This is a genomic window from Cellulomonas sp. P4_A2 (genome assembly GCF_056402515.1).
On sequence record NZ_JBFUHG010000003.1, the window covers coordinates 1 to 16,901 of the forward strand.

Sequence of the window (16,901 nt, forward strand, 5' to 3'; positions counted from 1 at the left end):
GGCTGGTCATCGACACCGGGACGGTCGGCTACCGGCCGGGTGCGGACCTGACCCGGACCGTGATCGCCCGGGACGTGACCTGCACGTTCCCCGGATGCCGACAACCCGCCACCCGCTGCGACCTCGACCACATCACCCCCTACGACCCCGCACTACCGGGCGCCGACCAGACCCACGCGAACAACTTGCACGCGTTGTGCCGGCACCATCACCAGGCCAAGACCAAGAAGCACTGGAACGTGCACCGCAACCCCACCACCGGGGTCACCTGGTGGACCAGCCCCGACGGCATCACCTACGCCCGACACCCCGCGCCACTCCTCATCAACCCCGACACACTCACCTGCCCACCCGGCAAGCACCGCCACCAACCCCACGAGGATGACGACGAACCACCCTTCTAGACGACGAACGGTCCACCCTTCTAGACGACGACGAACGTCCCCCTTCTAGACGACGACGAACGTCCACCTTCTAGACGACGACGAACGTCCACCCTCTAGACGACGACGAACGCCCACGCTTCTAGGCGACGACGAACGTCCATCCTCCTCAGGGAGAGCAGCGCTAGGCGCCGGTCGGCGCCGCCTCGGCTGCGTCGTCGTGCTGCCTGCGGAAGGGTGGGCGCATGGAGCAACGGGTTGCCGCGTATGCCGTGATCGTCGAGGCCGGGAAGGTTCTGCTTCCGCACTGGAACGAGTCCGGGCACTCGGCCTGGACGCTTCCCGGCGGCGGTATCGACTGGGGCGAGGATCCGGCAGACGCGGCGGTCAGAGAGGTGCTCGAGGAGACCGGGTTCGTCGCGGTTCTCGACGAGCTCCTCGGGATCGACTCGCTGGTCATCCCCGCCGAGGAGCGCTTCGAGCCGGGACGCGGACCGGCCCACGCGATCCGCATCGTGTACCGCGCGCACATCGTCGGCGGTGAGCTGCGCGACGAGCCGGACGGTTCGACGGACAAGGCGGCGTGGTTCGACCTGGCGGAGGTGGGCGACCTCGAGCGGGTCGAGCTGGTGGACACCGGGTTGCGGTGGGCGGGGTACCCAGGGTGACGCAGGTGGTCGGCGGCGTGGATTTATCTGACTCCGCGTCAGATAGACTCGCGCCATGCACCTCGTCTACGAACTGATCGTCGTCCTGCACCTCCTCGGCTGGGCGATCGTCCTCGGCGGCAGCCTGGTGAGCCTGCGCGAGCCGCGGATCGCGCCCGGCGTGCTGCACGGCATGCTCACCGCGCTGGTCACCGGGATCATCCTGGCCGGGCTCGCCTCGGCTGACGGCTGGACCGACCACGAGCCCAGCAGCACCAAGCTCGCGGTCAAGCTCGTGATCGCGATCATCGCGACCGTCCTCGTCGTCCGCGGCGTGCGCAAGCCCGCGGTGGTGACCCGCGGATACCTCGGTGCCATCGTCGGGCTCGTCGTGGTGAACGTGGGCATCGCCGTCATCTGGCACTGACCACCTGGCGTTGGCGATGTGGCACTGACGATGTGGCACTGACCATCTGGCACTGGCCCTCTCGCACGACCATCAGGCACTGACGCGCCGGGCCGCCGGTCCCGGTCTGATCTAGGGTTCCCGCCGTGGGAACCCTCGGAGAAGTCCTCGTCGGACTTGCGATCCTGGTCGGCCTGGTCGGGGTCGTCGTGCAGATCCTGCCCGGGCTGTTCCTCGTCGCGGCCGCCGTGATCGTCTGGGGGATCGTCACGGGCGGCCCGGTCGGCTGGACCGTCGTCGCGGTCGCGGTGCTGGCCACGGGGCTGGCGTTCGTCGGGGAGTACCTGCTCGCTGGCAGGCACCTCAAGCGAGCCGGAGTGCCGTTCTCGACGATGGTCGTGGGCGGGCTGCTGGGCATCGTCGGGTTCTTCGTGATCCCTGTCGTGGGCCTGGTCATCGGTTTCGTCGTCGGCGTCTTCCTGGCCGAGTGGCTGCGCTCGCGTGACCATCGGACGGCGTGGCGGTCGACCGTCGCGGCACTGCAGGCCACGGGGCTGACGATCCTCGTCGAGCTGGCGGGGGCGTTGATCACCACCGCCGCGTGGATCGTCGGGCTGCTCGCGTCCTGAGTCCCGCCGCGTCCACAGGCGGGCCGTCGATGTGGGCGGCGACGCCTACTCTTGGAGGGCCATGACCTCGCTCTTCGACAGCCTCTCGCTCTCCGTCCCCGGCGTGCCCTCGCGGCCGCCCAAGGACGCGTCCGCCGTCCTCCCGTCGGGCCTCGCGCCGCGCGGCACCGATGAGGACTCCGAGGCTGAGGCGGAGGAGAGGCGGGCTCGTCGGCAGGCCAAGGCCGACGCCCTCGTCGACGGGCTCAACCCGCAGCAGCGCGAGGCCGTGCTGCACCAGGGCGGTCCGCTGCTGATCGTCGCGGGTGCCGGCTCGGGCAAGACGCGCGTGCTCACGCACCGCATCGCGTACCTCATGGCCACGCGTCGGGCGCGGGCGGGCGAGATCCTCGCGATCACGTTCACCAACAAGGCCGCCGCCGAGATGCGGGAGCGGGTCGAGCAGCTGGTCGGGCCGGCCGCGGGCCGCATGTGGGTGTCCACGTTCCACTCCGCGTGCGTGCGGATCCTGCGCCGCGAGGCCGGCACGCTCGGGCTGCGGTCCAGCTTCTCGATCTACGACTCGGCGGACTCGCAGCGTCTGCTGACGCTCGTCGCGCGCGAGCTCGACCTGGACCCCAAGCGCTACCCGGCCAAGGCTCTGGCCAACAAGATCTCCAACCTCAAGGACGAGCTGGTCGACCCCGAGACGTTCGCGGCGACCAACGGCCACGGCGCCACCAACGACTTCGACGCGGCGCTCGCGCAGGTCTACACGCGCTACCAGGCGCGGCTCAAGCAGGCGCACGCGCTCGACTTCGACGACCTGATCATGTCCACGGTGCACCTGCTCCAGGCCTACCCTGCCGTGGCGGAGCACTACCGGCGGCGGTTCCGGCACGTGCTGGTCGACGAGTACCAGGACACGAACCACGCGCAGTACGTGCTGGTGCGGGAACTCGTAGGGCCAGGCGGCGGGGGCAGTTCGGAGGGCACAGCCGACGAGGAGGTGCCGCAGGGTGAGCTGACCGTCGTCGGCGACGCGGACCAGTCGATCTACGCGTTCCGCGGCGCCTCGATCCGGAACATCCTCGAGTTCGAGCACGACTACCCGGACGCCCGGACCATCCTGCTCGAGCAGAACTACCGCTCCACGCAGAACATCCTCTCGGCTGCGAACGCCGTGATCAGCCGCAACCCCGGCCGCGCCGGCAAGCGCCTGTGGACCGACTCGGGTGCCGGCGCGCAGATCGTCGCCTACGTCGCGGACACAGAGCACGAGGAGGCGCGGTTCGTCGCCGAGGAGATCGACCGGCTCGGCGACTCCGACAGCGTCCGGCCCGGCGACGTCGCGATCTTCTACCGCGCCAACGCGCAGTCCCGGGCGCTGGAGGAGGTGCTCGTCCGCGTCGGGCTGCCCTACAAGGTGGTCGGCGGCACGCGGTTCTACGAGCGCAAGGAGATCAAGGACGCGATCGCCTACCTGCGGGCGATCGCCAACCCCGACGACGACGTCAACCTGCGCCGCATCCTCAACGTGCCCAAGCGCGGGCTGGGGGACCGGTCCGAGGCGATGGTCGCGGGGTTCGCGGAGCGTGAGCGCATCTCGTTCGGGGCGGCGCTGGAGCGTCTCGACGAGGTCCCGGGACTGGGCACCCGCGCGATCGTCGGGCTCGGCTCCTTCGCGGAGATTATGTCCGAGCTGCGCTCGCTGGCCGCGGAGGCAGGCCCGGCCGAGGTGCTCGGTGCCGTGCTCGACCGGTCGGGCTACCTGGCCGAGCTGCGCGGGAGCGACGACCCGCAGGACGCCTCCAGGGTGGAGAACCTGGCCGAGCTGCACGCCGTCGCGGCCGAGTTCTCTCAGAGCGACCCCGAGGGCGACCTGGCCGACTTCCTCGAGCGCGTCTCGCTGGTGGCCGACTCCGACCAGATCCCGACGCCCGACGAGGCGGACCCGGACGCCCCGGCCCGCCCCGACCCGGGCGTGATCACCCTGATGACCCTGCACACCGCCAAGGGCCTGGAGTTCCCGGTGGTGTTCCTGACGGGTATGGAGGACGGGACGTTCCCCCACCTGCGCTCGCTGTCCGACTCCGACCAGCTCGAGGAGGAGCGGCGGCTGGCGTACGTCGGCCTGACCCGCGCCCGGGAGCGGCTGTACATCTCGCGCGCCGCCGTCCGCACCGCGTGGGGCGTGCCCAACGAGTTCCCGCCCAGCCGATTCCTCGACGACCTTCCCGACGAGCTGATCGACTGGCGCCGGCGCGAGTCGTCGACCTCACAGCTGCGCGGCGGGTGGGGCTCCGGCTACGGGACGAGCGGCGGCTACCGCAACCAGTCCTCGGGCGGCGGGTACCGCAAGGCCCCGGTCCGCGACGACCGTCCGGCGCTGCCCTCGACGGGCGCGACGTTCGGTTCCGCTACTCCGCGTCCCGATGCGGCGATCCCGCAGCTGGCGATCGGCGACCGGGTCACGCACGACTCCTACGGCCTCGGCACCGTGATCGCGATCGAGGGCGCCGGTCCCAACGCGGTGGCCAAGGTCGACTTCGGCACCGACGGGACCAAGCGCCTGCTGCTGCGGTTCTCGCCGGTCACCAAGCTCTGAGCCAGGGCCAGAGCCAGAGCCAGAGCCAGGGCGTGAGCCTGAGATCGCGCTAGACGTACCGGTGCAGCTCGACGGCCTGCTCGTAGGTCAGGGTCGGGATCTGACGGCGGATCTCGGTGATGCCGGCGGACTCGCCGTGCTCGACGCGCGCCGTGTGGACCTTCTCGACGTCGAGCGCGGCCCGCGCCTCGTCGAGCGGCCCGGGACGGCGGCGGGTGCGTCGCCGGTCGCCGCCGGCCGTCAGCGCCCAGGCGGCCAGCAGGACCGCGACCAGGATCACCACGGTGGTGACCGTCGCCGGCAGGTTGTCGGTCGAGACGTACACCAGGAAGGCGAGCGCGAGCACGCCGATCCCGAGCACGGTCAGCATGGTCCGGCGGCCGTTCGACCGACCTCGTCGCGCCCCGGGGACGTCCTGTGCCATCACGAGCCGAGCGTACGTCCCCGGCCTGGGCGGTCCGGTCCGTCGTCGCGCCGCGGCGGGCGGGTGCCCGACGGCGGACGCGGCGGGCGGAGCGTCCCCGACGACGGCAGGAAGATCACGACCGGCCGACCGGGGTCTGCGACCAGGCGACGGCGACGGCCTGGCGGACGTCGTCGTCGGCGAGGCCGAGCGAGTCCAGCGCGGCGGCCGCCCGCGGGTCGTCGAGACGGACGGCCGCGAGCAGCAGGTGCCCGGTGTCGATCCGCTTGTGCTTGAGCCGGACGGCCTCCCGCAGCGAGAGCTCGAGCATCTTGCGGGCGGCGACGTCGAGCGGCTTGCGGCCGCTGGTGCGCCCCGTGGCGACCACGTCGTCGAGCGCGCCGGGCCCGAACTCGGCCTCGACCTGCGCCCGGACGGCGTCGAGGTCGATGCCCACTCCCGCCAGGGCGTCGGCGTCGAGGCCGTCGGACGCCAGGGCGTCGACCGCGGCGCGCAGCCTGGTCCTGTCGACGCCGAGCTGCGCGAGCGCCCGGGCCGCGACCGTGTCGGGTGTGCGGACGGTGCCGAGCAGGAGGTGCTCCGCACCGATGCGGTCGGCGCTCGGCGCGTCCTCGACCGCGTAGGTCACGGCCTCGCGGGCGTCGCTCGCGAATCTCTCGAACATCAGCTGAACCTCTTCCCGTACTTCTTGTGGACCGCCTGACGTGACACCGCGAGCTCCGCGGCGACCTCCTGCCACGACCAGCCGAGCTCGCGGGCGCGTTGCACGTGCAGCGCCTCGAGCCGGTCGGCCAGCGCACGCAGGGCGCGCACCGCGCGCAACCCCTCGGCCGGCTCGGACGCCCCCGCCGCAGCGGTCATGAGTTCCTCGGACATGACTGTCAACCTACGTTGACAGGCAGGATGTGTCAACCCAAGTTGACGCCGTGGTGCGAATTCCGCATGAACGTCGCGCACGCCACATCTCTCGACGTCGAGGGATCTCCCCCCGGCCGCTACCATCGACCGGGGCGTTTCGGCCGTACCGAGGCCGTCGAGCGCCGGTGATGAGAGGACCCAGACCAGGTGGACCTGTTCGAGTACCAGGCACGTGACATCTTCGAGAAGCACGGCGTACCCGTGCTGGGTGGCGTCGTCGCCACGACCACCGAGGAGGCTCGCGCTGGCGCTGAGCAGCTCCTGGGCGGCCAGCCCGGCGTCGTCGTCGTCAAGGCCCAGGTCAAGGTCGGCGGCCGCGGCAAGGCGGGCGGCGTCAAGCTGGCGCGCTCCGCGGACGAGGCGGCCGAGAAGGCCGACGAGATCCTCGGCATGGACATCAAGGGCCACACGGTCCACCGCGTGATGATCGCGGCCGGCGCCAAGATCGCCACCGAGTTCTACTTCTCCCTCCTGCTGGACCGCGCCGAGCGTCGCTACCTCGCGATGTGCTCGGTCGAGGGCGGCATGGAGATCGAGCAGCTCGCCGTCGAGCGCCCCGAGGCGCTCGCGAAGGTCGCCGTCGACCCCCGCACGGGCATCGACCAGGCCAAGGCCGACGAGATCGTCGCCGCCGCGGGCTTCACGCCCGAGCTGGCCCCGAAGGTCGCCGCGGTCCTGCAGACGCTGTGGACCGTCTACAAGAGCGAGGACGCCACGCTGGTCGAGGTGAACCCGCTGGTCCTGACCGAGGACGGCGACATCGTCGCGCTCGACGGCAAGGTCACGCTCGACGAGAACGCCGGCTTCCGCCACCCGGAGCACGAGGCGCTCGAGGACACGGCCGAGACGGACCCGCTCGAGACCCGCGCCAAGGCGGCGGACCTCAACTACGTCAAGCTCGACGGCGAGGTCGGCATCATCGGCAACGGCGCCGGGCTCGTCATGAGCACCCTGGACGTCGTCGCGTACGCCGGTGAGAAGCACGGCGGCGTCAAGCCCGCCAACTTCCTCGACATCGGCGGCGGCGCGAACGCCCAGATCATGGCCGCCGGCCTGGACATCATCCTGACGGACCCGCAGGTCAAGTCGGTGTTCGTCAACGTCTTCGGCGGGATCACCGCCTGCGACGAGGTGGCCAAGGGCATCGTCGCCGCGCTCGAGATCCTCGGCGACGAGGCGTCCAAGCCGCTCGTCGTGCGCCTCGACGGCAACAACGTGATCGAGGGTCGTCAGATCCTCGCGGAGGCCGGCCACCCGCTGGTCACGCTCGCAGAGACCATGGACGGCGGCGCCGACAAGGCAGCCGAGTTCGCCAACGCCTGACGCGCCTGAACTAGAGAGAAGCTGACACACACCATGGCGATCTTCCTGACCGAGGCATCCAAGGTCATCGTCCAGGGCATGACGGGGGCCGAGGGCCAGAAGCACACGACCCGCATGCTCGCGTCCGGCACGTCCGTCGTCGGCGGCGTGAACCCGCGCAAGGCCGGCACGTCCGTCGCCTTCGGTGACGTCGAGGTCCCGGTGTACGGCACCGTGGCCGAGGCCGTCTCCGCCACCGGCGCCGACGTCTCCGTGATCTTCGTCCCGCCGGCCCACACCAAGGCCGCGGTCGTCGAGGCGATCGAGGCCGGCGTGCCGCTCGTCGTCATCATCACCGAGGGCGTCCCGGTGGCCGACACCGCCGAGTTCTTCGCGCTGGCGCAGGAGAAGGGCGTGCGGCTCATCGGCCCCAACTGCCCCGGCCTGATCAGCCCCGGAAAGTCCAACGTCGGCATCATCCCCGCCGACATCACCGGACCGGGCCGCGTCGGCCTGGTGTCCAAGTCGGGCACCCTGACCTACCAGATGATGTACGAGCTGCGGGACTTCGGGTTCTCGACGGCCATCGGCATCGGCGGCGACCCGATCATCGGCACCACGCACATCGACGCCCTCGAGGCGTTCGAGGCGGACCCCGAGACCGAGGTCATCGTCATGATCGGTGAGATCGGCGGCGACGCCGAGGAGCGGGCCGCGGCCTACATCAAGGAGCACGTGACCAAGCCGGTCGTCGGCTACGTCGCGGGCTTCACCGCCCCTGAGGGCAAGACGATGGGCCACGCCGGCGCCATCGTGAGCGGCTCGTCGGGCACCGCGCAGGCCAAGAAGGAGGCCCTCGAGGCCGCCGGCGTCAAGGTCGGCAAGACGCCGTCGGAGACCGCGGCGCTCGCGCGCCAGCTGCTGGCCTGACCTTCTCGACGACGAGGCGAACGGCAGCGACCATGGCACGGTGAGTGTCACCCGCAGCGTCCTGGACCGCACCCGCCCGCGGTCCCGCGGGCGACGCCGACCGGACCGCACCGACCAGTTCTTCAGCAGCGCGCTCGACGGCGCGCCGCGCTGGGTCGCCGGCGTCCTCGCGGCGCTGCAGGCCGCGCTGCTGTCGTTCCTCGTGCTGGTGCTCCCGTCGATCGCCGCCTACGTGGCCACGTCCGCCGACCCGTCCAACGACGGGGTCGGCTGGATCCGCTCCGTCGGGGTCGGGACGTCCGTCTGGCTGCTCGGGCACGGCGTCCCCGTGGCCGTGGGGTCGTTCACCGTGACGATCGTGCCCCTCGGCGTCACGGCCCTCGCCCTGTTCACCTGCTACGCCTCGGCTCGTCGCTCGGGCCTGGCCACCTGGCCCGGCTACGGGGCCGGTGTGGCCGCGTACGTCCTCGTCACCCTCGTCGCCGCGCTGCTCGTGCACGTCCAGGGCCTCGGGATCGCCCGCGCCGTGGTCGGGGGAGCGGTGGTGTCCGGGATCGGGCTGGGCGCCGGGCTGCTCGCCCGACCCGAGGCGCCCGCCTGGCGCGAGCTCAGCCGCCTCGTGTGGACGCGCGTGCCGACCGCGATGCGGACCGGTTCGGCCGCGGGACTCCTTGCGCTGGCCCTGCTCGTCGCGGTTGCCGCGGCGGTCGCGACGCTCTGGGTCGTCGCGGGGCGCGCGACCATCAGCGACGTCGTGCGCGGCCTCGGTCTCGACGCGATCGGCGGCATCGTGCTGGCGATCGCCGAGCTCGCCTTCGTGCCCAACCTCGTGGTCTGGGCGACCGCATGGCTCACGGGCGACGGGTTCTCGGTCGGCTCCGGCACGCAGTTCGCACCGGACGCGGTCGTCGGTGGGCCGCTGCCCGCGGTGCCGATGCTCGGGGCCCTGCCGACCCCGGACGTCGCCGGACCGGCCACGAGCATCGTGCCGCTCGTCCTCGTGGGGATCGGCGCCGTCGTCGGCCTCTACGTCCACCGCCGGCTGCGGGCGACGCGCTGGTGGGAGGTGCTCGCCGCGACCGGCACGGCGGCGCTCACGCTGGCCGTCCTGCTCGCCGTCCTCGTCGCCGTCGCGAGCGGCAGCGTCGGACCCGGGCGCCTCGCGCACGTGGGCGCCAACGGAGCGCTCGTCGGGCTGCTGGCGAGCGCGGCGGTACTGCTCGGTGCCGTGCTCGTCGCCGTGCCCGGTGATCCTCTGGTGCGCAGCCAGGTGCGTCGGCTGGTCACCCGGGCGCCTCGCGAAGCCGACGACGCCTGACCGTCAGGCGTTCAGGCCGAGCCGTTCGCGCTGCTCCTTCAGGGCCTTCTGGTACTCCGCCTCGCACGTGGTCTGCGCGGACACGGTGAGTGCCCCGTCGAGGCACGTCTGCCGGTCCAGCTCGGCCTGCAGGGCGAACAGGGGCGAGGCCATCGCCATCGACCACAGGAACGCGACGACCAGGCCCGCGGTGAGCATGATCGGCAGGCTGCCGCGCACCCGCGCGCGACCGGCGACGATGAGCGCCCACACGCCGATGCCGATGGCGGCGAGCCCGAGCACCGCGGCGATCAGGGAGAACGGCAGCCGCAGGAGGCTGACCAGCACGGACGCCAGCACCGTCAGCGCGAAGAGGCGAGCGATCCGGCCGGCCCGGGCGGCACCCTCGGGGTCCGTCGGTGCGGGGGCCGGGGCCGGTGCCGGCGGTCCCTGCTGCCACACCTGTGGCGGGTACGGGGGATAGTGCTGCGGGCGCTGGTCCTGCACGGGCGCACCCGACTGCTCGCCGTCCGGCTGGCGGGGGCGGTCCTCGGGGGGCGCGTACGGGTTGCTCACCTCTGCATTCTCGCCCACGAACCCCCGCGCGCGGGCACGCATCCCGGCCCAGCCTGCCGCCCGGGCGGTGCGCCCGGCACGGGTAGGGTCGGCGCGTGGTTCAGCATCCGACACCCTCCACCCGTGACACCGGCCGCCTCGTCGTCATGGTGTCCGGCACGGGTTCCAACCTGGCAGCCCTGCTCGAGGCGCACGGCGATCCCGCCTACGGCGCGCGGGTCGTCGCCGTCGTCGCCGACCGCCGCGGGATCCGGGCGCTCGACATCGCGGCCGAGGCGGGCATCCCGACCGCGGTCGTGTCGGTCAAGGACTTCGACGACCGCGCGGCCTGGGACGCGGCGATCGCCGAGACCGTGGCTGTGTTCCACCCGGACCTGATCGTGCTCGCCGGGTTCATGAAGCTGTTCGGGACGACGTTCCTCGAGCGCTTCGGCGGTCGGATCATCAACACGCACCCCGCCCTGCTTCCGGCCTTCCCGGGCGCGCACGGTGTGCGGGACGCGCTCGAGTACGGCGCCAAGGTCACCGGCTGCACGGTGATGGTCGTCGACGAGGGCGTCGACACCGGCCCGATCCTGGCGCAGGCGACGGTCGCGGTGGAGCCCGACGACGACGAGTCGTCGCTGCACGAGCGGATCAAGGTCGTCGAGCGGGCGCTGCTCGTCGACTGGGTCGGACGGATCGCGCGCGGCGGTCTGACGGTCGAGGGGCGCCACGCCACCGTCGGCTAGACTCGGTCCTGGTCGTGACTGGCGCAGGTGGGTTCAACCACCGGGAAGCGGCCGCAGTGCCCCCGCCACGCACCGCCCGCCTGGGTGCATGGGTCCGCCTCACCGACCCAACCCTCCGGGAGCTGCCGTGACGTCTGTCCGCCCTGTGCGCCGTGCCCTCGTCTCCGTCTACGACAAGACCGGCCTGACCGGCCTGGCGAGCGCCCTGCACGCCGCCGGCGTCGAGATCGTCTCCACCGGGTCCACCGCCGCGACCATCGCCGCCACCGGCGTCCCGGTCACGCGCGTCGAGGACCTCACCGGGTTCCCCGAGTGCCTGGACGGCCGGGTCAAGACGCTGCACCCGCGCGTGCACGCCGGCGTCCTGGCCGACACGCGCCTGCCCGAGCACCTGCGCCAGCTGGACGAGCTCGGCATCGCGCCGTTCGAGCTGGTCGTCGTGAACCTCTACCCGTTCACCGCCACCGTGGCCTCCGGCGCGTCGCCCGACGAGTGCGTCGAGCAGATCGACATCGGCGGGCCGTCCATGGTGCGCGCGGCCGCGAAGAACCACCCGAGCGTGGCCGTCGTCGTCGACCCCGCCCGGTACGACGAGGTGGTCGAGGCCGTGAACGCGGGCGGGTTCACGCTCGAGGCGCGCCGCCTGCTCGCCGCCGACGCGTTCGCGCACACGGCCGCCTACGACACGGCGGTCGCGAGCTGGTTCGCCTCGAGCTACGCCCCCGACGGCGACAGCGGCTTCCCGAAGTTCGCGGGCAGCACCTGGGACCGTGGCGAGGTCCTGCGCTACGGCGAGAACCCCCACCAGCACGCAGCCCTGTACCTCTCGCCGACCGGCGCGGCCGGGCGCGGGCTCGCGGGCGCCGAGCAGCTGCACGGCAAGGCCATGAGCTACAACAACTACGTCGACGCCGACGCCGCGTGGCGTGCCGCGCACGACCACGACGGCCCGACGGTCGCCATCATCAAGCACGCCAACCCGTGCGGCATCGCGACCGGCACGGACGTCGCCGACGCGCACGCCAAGGCCCACGCGTGCGACCCGGTCTCCGCGTTCGGCGGCGTCATCGCGACGAACCGCACCCTCACCGCGGCCGCGGCCGAGCAGATCGCGCCGGTCTTCACCGAGGTCGTCGTCGCCCCGGACTTCGAGCCCGAGGCGGTCGAGATCCTCAGCCGGAAGAAGAACATCCGCCTGCTGCGGGTCACGGGTCTCGACGAGGCGACGCACACCACCGAGCTGCGTCCGGTGACGGGCGGCATGCTCGTGCAGCAGATCGACCGGATCGACGCGCCCGGCGACGACCCCGCCGGCTGGACGCTCGCCGCCGGTGCGGCCGCCGACGAGGCGACCCTCGCCGACCTCGTCTTCGCCTGGCGCGCGGTGCGCGCCGTGAAGTCGAACGCGATCCTGCTGGCGAACGACGGCGCGTCGGTCGGCGTCGGCATGGGCCAGGTCAACCGGGTGGACTCGTGCGGGCTCGCCGTCGCGCGCGCCAACACCGGCGACGTCGAGCGGGCGCGTGGCGCGGTCGCGGCCTCCGACGCGTTCTTCCCGTTCGCCGACGGCGCGCAGGTGCTCATCGACGCGGGCGTCCGCGCGATCGTGCAGCCCGGTGGTTCGGTGCGCGACGAGGAGGTCGTCGCGGCGGCGCAGGCGGCCGGCGTGACCCTCTACCTCACGGGCACGCGGCACTTCGCGCACTGACGCGTCGCGCTAGCGCAGCGCGTCCCGCAGCGTGACGCTCGTGTCGCGCACGCGGACCCGGTCGAGCGTGGGCAGCCCGGCGGCGGTGAACAGCCGCCGGGCGGCCCCGACGTCGCGCGGTCGGTCGACGGTCAGGATCGCGCTGACCTCGTCGGACCCGGGGCGGAACCACAGGGCGCCCCAGCCCTCGCCGCCCGCGGGGTCGCCGCGCAGCACCACTTCGTCGTCGACGTGCCGGACGCCGAAGAGCGCGAGCTCGTGGCCCAGCTGCGTGGAGAAGACGTAGGGCGCGGCGTCGACGACGGGCGCGCCCGTGCCGAGCAGGTCCGCGACGAGGTCCGTCGGGCCGCGCAGGGCACCGTCCCAGTGGCCGCCGGGCACCCAGCCGTGCCGCGGTGACCGGCGTAGCGCGACGTCCCCGACCGCGCGGACGCGCCGCGGTGCGCCGAGCACGGCGTGGCGCTCGTCGACGCGCAGCGACCCGTCCGGCTCCTGGGGGAGCGCGGGCCCGAGCCACGCCGTCGTGGGACGTGCCCCGATCGCGGCGAGCACGACGTCGGCCGGGACCAGCGTCCCGTCGGCCAGCGCGACGCCGTTCGTGCCGACCTCGACCACGTGGGAACCTCGTCGCAGGTGGATGCCCGCGGCGGCGTACCAGGGTGCGGTGAGCGCGCCGACGACCGGTCCCAGCGCCGCGCCGAGCGGGTCGCCCGTCGCCTCCAGCACCGTGACCTCGACGCCCGCCGCCGCCGCGACGGTCGCCACCTCCGCGCCGATCCATCCGGCCCCGATGACGACCAGCCGGGTGCCCGGCGTCAGCGCGTCGCGCAGCACGGCCGCGTCGGCCGCGGTGTGCAGCGTCAGCGCGGCCTCCCACCCGGGCGGTCGCACGGCGTGCGCACCGGTCGCCAGCACCACCGCGTCGGCGCTCCGCGACCCGTCGTCCGCCTCGACCTCGACGCCCTCGTCGGTGATGCGCAGGCCGCGCGCCGGGGTGCTCAGGTGCACCTCGTCGGCGAGGGCGAGCAGGTCGACGCCGATCTCGTCGCTCAGCCAGGTGGGGGTCGGTCGGTCGAGCAGGTGCTTGGACAGCGGGGGCCGGTCGTAGGGCGCGACCGGTTCCGCGCCGAGCACCGCGACGTGTCCGCCGAAGCCCTGCTCGCGCAGCTCGGCGACGGTCCGGGTGGCCGCGAGCCCGCCGCCGACCACGAGCACGGAGCGCAGCGGGTGGGTCGTGGATTCCGGGTCGCTCACCCGGCAACGGTAGTCTCCGGACGGGAGGCGGATCGATGGTGCACGAGCGGACGAGCGGTGGTGCGGGGCTTCGCCCTGCCATCCCGCCGCGTGCCGCGGCCCCGGCGCCCGAGCCGGCACCCGAGCCGGTGCCGGACCCGCAGCCCGAGCCGCCCGCCCTCACCGGACCGATCCCGGTCGAGGAGGCGCAGCTCGATCCGCGGGCCATCGCCCGCGCGTCGCTGGCCGCAGGACGCAACGCCTCGCTCTGGTGGGTGAGTGCCGGGATCCTCGTGGCGGTCGTGGTCTCGCTCGTCGTCGGGACCCGCGCCGGCTCGGTCGTGCTCGCCGCGATGGTCACGGCCTGCGCGATCGTGCGGTGGGTCGCTCCCGTGCCGCCGGTGGTGCTGTCGGTGCGCAGCCGGTGGCTCGACGTCTCCGTGCTCTTCGCGCTCGCGTTCGGCCTCGGCGGGCTGGCGGCGATCCTGCCCGACGGCTGGGTCTGACCCTCCGCCCGCAGCCGTGACGCACGAGAGCCCGGGACCTCAGCGGTCCCGGGCTCTCGTCGTGGAACGGGGTGTCAGCGCTCGGTGACGATCAGCGTGTCCTCGGTGGTGATGTACGCGTCGTCCTCCTCGAGGAGGTTGTCCTCCTCGGGCGGCTCGGCCGCGAACGCCCGGTAGACCAGGCCGGCGAGGCCGGCACCCACGACGGGGGCGACGATGAAGACCCACAGCTGCTTCCACGCCCAGCTGTCGGAGAAGACGGCAGCGGCGAACGAGCGGGCCGGGTTGAGCGACGCGTTCGTTATCGGGATGGCGACCAGGATCAGCACCGCGAGGGCGAGGCCGATGGCCAGCGGCGCCGAGACGTTGGACGCGCGTCGGTCGGTGGCACCCAGGATGACGCCGACGAACAGGGCGGTGACGACGATCTCGACGAGCAGCGCGGAGACCAGCGTGAACTCGACCTGGCCCTGCGAGGCGACGGAGAGCGGGGAGTGCTCGGCGAAGCCGTTGGCGACACCCGAGAAGAAGGACTTCTTCGTGGCGTCGGCGCCCTGGGCGAGCAGGCCCGGGAGCTTGTCGGGGATCGTCGTGAACAGCACCGCGGCGGCAGCTGTCGCGCCGATGAGCTGGGCGAGCCAGTAGGGCAGCACGTCCTTCCACGGCGTGCGGCCGGCGATCGCGGCACCGATGGTCACGGCCGGGTTGAAGTGGCCGCCCGAGATGTGCCCGACGGCGATCGCACCCGCGAGGACCGCGAGACCGAACGCCAGGCCGACGGCCAGCGCGCTGCTGATGCCGCTGACGCTCAGGTAGAGCGCGACGCCCAGGCCCGCGATCACGAGCAGGAACGTGCCGAACGCCTCAGCGCCGAGCTTCGCGAACAGGCTGGGCCCGGTCACGACGACGGAGCCGGCGGGGACGTAGAGGGCGTCGTACTCCTCGTACTGCTCAGGAGCCTCGGGAGCGGCTTCGGGAGCGGCGGCCTCGGGAGCGGCTGCGGGGGCCGCGGGCTCGGGCGTGCTCTCGACGCTCGTCTCGGCGGGCTCGGGCTCAGGCAGGGCGTTGGCCTTGTCTGCGTTGTCCTGTGACATGTCGTTCCTGTCGTGAGAATCCGGAGATGTTGGGCAGGTGCGCGCGGAGCGTGCCACGCCCGCCTGTGCGGACGCACGGCTGGCCGATGCCTGCCCCGTGGGGCCAGCATGCCAGTCGGGGCACGCGTGGGTCACGGTGCGCGCCGATGCGCGTTCCTGATCGGTTCTGCGAGCTTTCTCCCGATCCGCATCCGGACGCGCCTGACGCAAGTCTCTCGATGTCGAGTAATCTTGCCCTCGGATCCGCGCCGGCACTGTGTCTCGTGCCGTGCCCCCACCCGTCCACAGCACAGGAGATCCCCCGCATGGCGAAGATCAAGGTTGTCGGCCCGGTCGTCGAGCTCGACGGCGACGAGATGACGCGCATCATCTGGCAGTTCATCAAGGACCGCCTGATCCACCCGTACCTCGACGTCGACCTGCGGTACTACGACCTCTCGATCCAGAACCGCGACGCCACGGACGACCAGGTCACTATCGACGCCGCCAACGCCATCAAGGAGCACGGCGTCGGCGTCAAGTGCGCGACGATCACGCCCGACGAGGCGCGCGTCGAGGAGTTCGGCCTGAAGAAGATGTGGGTGTCGCCCAACGGCACGATCCGCAACATCCTCGGCGGCGTCGTCTTCCGCGAGCCCATCATCATCAGCAACATCCCGCGCCTGGTCCCGGGCTGGAACAAGCCGATCATCATCGGCCGTCACGCGTTCGGCGACCAGTACCGCGCCACCAACTTCAAGGTGCCCGGCGCCGGCACGCTGACCATGACCTACACGCCCGCGGACGGCTCCGAGCCGATCACCCAACAGGTCGTCACGTACCCCGACGGCGGCGGCGTCGCCATGGGCATGTACAACTTCAACGACTCGATCCGCGACTTCGCGCGGGCCTCGTTCGCCTACGGCCTGCAGCGCAACTACCCGGTGTACCTGTCGACGAAGAACACGATCCTCAAGGCCTACGACGGCTCGTTCAAGGACATCTTCCAGGAGGTGTTCGACGCCGAGTACGCCGAGAAGTTCGCAGCCGCCGGCCTGACCTACGAGCACCGCCTCATCGACGACATGGTCGCCGCGGCCATGAAGTGGGAGGGCGGCTACGTCTGGGCGTGCAAGAACTACGACGGTGACGTGCAGTCGGACACGGTCGCGCAGGGCTTCGGCTCGCTCGGCCTGATGACCTCCGTGCTCATGACGCCCGACGGCCAGACGGTCGAGGCCGAGGCGGCCCACGGCACCGTGACGCGCCACTTCCGCCAGCACCAGGCCGGCAAGCCGACGTCGACCAACCCGATCGCGTCGATCTACGCCTGGACCGGTGGCCTGAAGCACCGCGGCAAGCTGGACGGCACGCCCGAGGTCACGCAGTTCGCCGAGACGCTCGAGCAGGTCGTCGTCGAGACCGTCGAGTCGGGCGCCATGACCAAGGACCTCGCGGCCCTCGTCGGCCCCGACCAGGCCTGGCAGACCACGGAGGAGTTCCTCGCGACGCTCGACGCCAACCTGGCGGCCAAGCTCGCCTGAGCAGGGC

At 72.3% G+C, this 16,901-nt stretch carries 18 protein-coding genes and 1 riboswitch; of the genes, 12 read left to right on the forward strand and 6 right to left on the reverse strand.

All coding sequences use genetic code 11. From position 1 onward, the window contains the following. From AC1DUE_RS03980 to pcrA, 5 genes are all read left to right on the forward strand, one after another. The coding region (locus AC1DUE_RS03980) for an HNH endonuclease signature motif containing protein (protein ID WP_477038102.1) at nucleotides 1-404 on the forward strand (404 nt) is incomplete at its 5' end. A gap of 224 nt (nucleotides 405-628) precedes the next feature. Continuing rightward, nucleotides 629-1,051, forward strand: coding sequence for an NUDIX hydrolase (locus tag AC1DUE_RS03985; protein WP_477038103.1), 423 nt, complete (start codon nucleotides 629-631; stop codon nucleotides 1,049-1,051). Nucleotides 1,052-1,106: 55 nt separating this feature from the next. After that, complete coding sequence (locus AC1DUE_RS03990) at nucleotides 1,107-1,457, forward strand: hypothetical protein (RefSeq protein ID WP_477038104.1); 351 nt, start codon at nucleotides 1,107-1,109, stop codon at nucleotides 1,455-1,457. 125 nt (nucleotides 1,458-1,582) lie between these two features. After that, complete coding sequence (locus tag AC1DUE_RS03995) at nucleotides 1,583-2,065, forward strand: DUF456 domain-containing protein (protein WP_477038105.1); 483 nt, start codon at nucleotides 1,583-1,585, stop codon at nucleotides 2,063-2,065. Between the two features lie 61 nt (nucleotides 2,066-2,126). Beyond that, nucleotides 2,127-4,652 carry a DNA helicase PcrA gene (gene pcrA / locus AC1DUE_RS04000; protein ID WP_477038106.1) on the forward strand — a complete coding sequence of 842 codons (2,526 nt, stop codon included), beginning with the start codon at nucleotides 2,127-2,129 and terminating at the stop codon, nucleotides 4,650-4,652. Nucleotides 4,653-4,701: 49 nt separating this feature from the next. Here the strand turns inward: pcrA and AC1DUE_RS04005 are convergent, their stop codons facing one another. From AC1DUE_RS04005 to AC1DUE_RS04015, 3 genes are all read right to left on the reverse strand, one after another. Then, nucleotides 4,702-5,079, reverse strand: a complete 378-nt coding sequence (locus tag AC1DUE_RS04005) for a hypothetical protein (RefSeq protein ID WP_477038107.1) — start codon at nucleotides 5,077-5,079, stop codon at nucleotides 4,702-4,704. A 112-nt stretch (nucleotides 5,080-5,191) separates the two neighbouring features. Next, a complete protein-coding gene (locus AC1DUE_RS04010) occupies nucleotides 5,192-5,740 on the reverse strand; it encodes a Clp protease N-terminal domain-containing protein (RefSeq protein ID WP_477038108.1) in 549 nt (182 codons plus the stop codon). Next, the gene (locus tag AC1DUE_RS04015; RefSeq protein WP_477038109.1) at nucleotides 5,740-5,952 is read right to left on the reverse strand and encodes an RNA polymerase subunit sigma-70; all 213 of its coding nucleotides are present in this window, start codon (nucleotides 5,950-5,952) and stop codon (nucleotides 5,740-5,742) included. The genes AC1DUE_RS04010 and AC1DUE_RS04015 overlap by 1 nt, the downstream gene beginning before the upstream one ends. A gap of 189 nt (nucleotides 5,953-6,141) precedes the next feature. Here AC1DUE_RS04015 and sucC point away from each other — a divergent pair, with 189 nt between their 5' ends. From sucC to AC1DUE_RS04030, 3 genes are read left to right on the forward strand one after another with little or no spacing between them, the layout of a single operon-like run. Continuing rightward, on the forward strand, nucleotides 6,142-7,317 hold the full coding sequence (sucC, locus tag AC1DUE_RS04020) for an ADP-forming succinate--CoA ligase subunit beta (protein ID WP_477038110.1): 1,176 nt from the start codon (nucleotides 6,142-6,144) through the stop codon (nucleotides 7,315-7,317). Nucleotides 7,318-7,350: 33 nt separating this feature from the next. After that, complete coding sequence (sucD, locus tag AC1DUE_RS04025) at nucleotides 7,351-8,226, forward strand: succinate--CoA ligase subunit alpha (protein WP_477038111.1); 876 nt, start codon at nucleotides 7,351-7,353, stop codon at nucleotides 8,224-8,226. A gap of 40 nt (nucleotides 8,227-8,266) precedes the next feature. Continuing rightward, nucleotides 8,267-9,544 carry a cell division protein PerM gene (locus AC1DUE_RS04030; RefSeq protein WP_477038112.1) on the forward strand — a complete coding sequence of 426 codons (1,278 nt, stop codon included), beginning with the start codon at nucleotides 8,267-8,269 and terminating at the stop codon, nucleotides 9,542-9,544. Nucleotides 9,545-9,547: 3 nt separating this feature from the next. Here the strand turns inward: AC1DUE_RS04030 and AC1DUE_RS04035 are convergent, their stop codons facing one another. Further along, nucleotides 9,548-10,099, reverse strand: coding sequence for a hypothetical protein (locus AC1DUE_RS04035; RefSeq protein WP_477038113.1), 552 nt, complete (start codon nucleotides 10,097-10,099; stop codon nucleotides 9,548-9,550). A 146-nt stretch (nucleotides 10,100-10,245) separates the two neighbouring features. Between AC1DUE_RS04035 and purN the strand changes: the two genes are divergently transcribed. Together purN and purH are read left to right on the forward strand one after the other, a co-directional pair. Continuing rightward, nucleotides 10,246-10,830: a phosphoribosylglycinamide formyltransferase gene (gene purN, locus AC1DUE_RS04040; RefSeq protein WP_477038254.1), complete on the forward strand. Its 585-nt coding sequence runs from the start codon at nucleotides 10,246-10,248 to the stop codon at nucleotides 10,828-10,830. Nucleotides 10,831-10,834: 4 nt separating this feature from the next. Further along, a riboswitch (ZMP/ZTP riboswitch) is annotated at nucleotides 10,835-10,923 on the forward strand. Beyond that, nucleotides 10,919-12,538, forward strand: coding sequence for a bifunctional phosphoribosylaminoimidazolecarboxamide formyltransferase/IMP cyclohydrolase (purH, locus tag AC1DUE_RS04045; RefSeq protein WP_477038114.1), 1,620 nt, complete (start codon nucleotides 10,919-10,921; stop codon nucleotides 12,536-12,538). It overlaps the preceding riboswitch by 5 nt. A 9-nt stretch (nucleotides 12,539-12,547) precedes the next feature. On the opposite strand, the gene AC1DUE_RS04050 is transcribed toward purH, so the two are convergent. Then, complete coding sequence (locus tag AC1DUE_RS04050; RefSeq protein WP_477038115.1) at nucleotides 12,548-13,792, reverse strand: NAD(P)/FAD-dependent oxidoreductase; 1,245 nt, start codon at nucleotides 13,790-13,792, stop codon at nucleotides 12,548-12,550. Nucleotides 13,793-13,827: 35 nt separating this feature from the next. Here AC1DUE_RS04050 and AC1DUE_RS04055 point away from each other — a divergent pair, with 35 nt between their 5' ends. Continuing rightward, nucleotides 13,828-14,277 (forward strand): DUF3017 domain-containing protein, encoded by a 450-nt coding sequence (locus tag AC1DUE_RS04055; protein WP_477038116.1) that lies wholly within the window; start codon nucleotides 13,828-13,830, stop codon nucleotides 14,275-14,277. A gap of 74 nt (nucleotides 14,278-14,351) precedes the next feature. Here AC1DUE_RS04055 and AC1DUE_RS04060 read toward each other — a convergent pair whose 3' ends face one another. Next, complete coding sequence (locus tag AC1DUE_RS04060; protein WP_477038117.1) at nucleotides 14,352-15,371, reverse strand: MIP family channel protein; 1,020 nt, start codon at nucleotides 15,369-15,371, stop codon at nucleotides 14,352-14,354. Nucleotides 15,372-15,676: 305 nt separating this feature from the next. Between AC1DUE_RS04060 and AC1DUE_RS04065 the strand changes: the two genes are divergently transcribed. Then, nucleotides 15,677-16,894 (forward strand): NADP-dependent isocitrate dehydrogenase, encoded by a 1,218-nt coding sequence (locus AC1DUE_RS04065; RefSeq protein WP_477038118.1) that lies wholly within the window; start codon nucleotides 15,677-15,679, stop codon nucleotides 16,892-16,894. Nucleotides 16,895-16,901 lie beyond the last annotated feature (7 nt).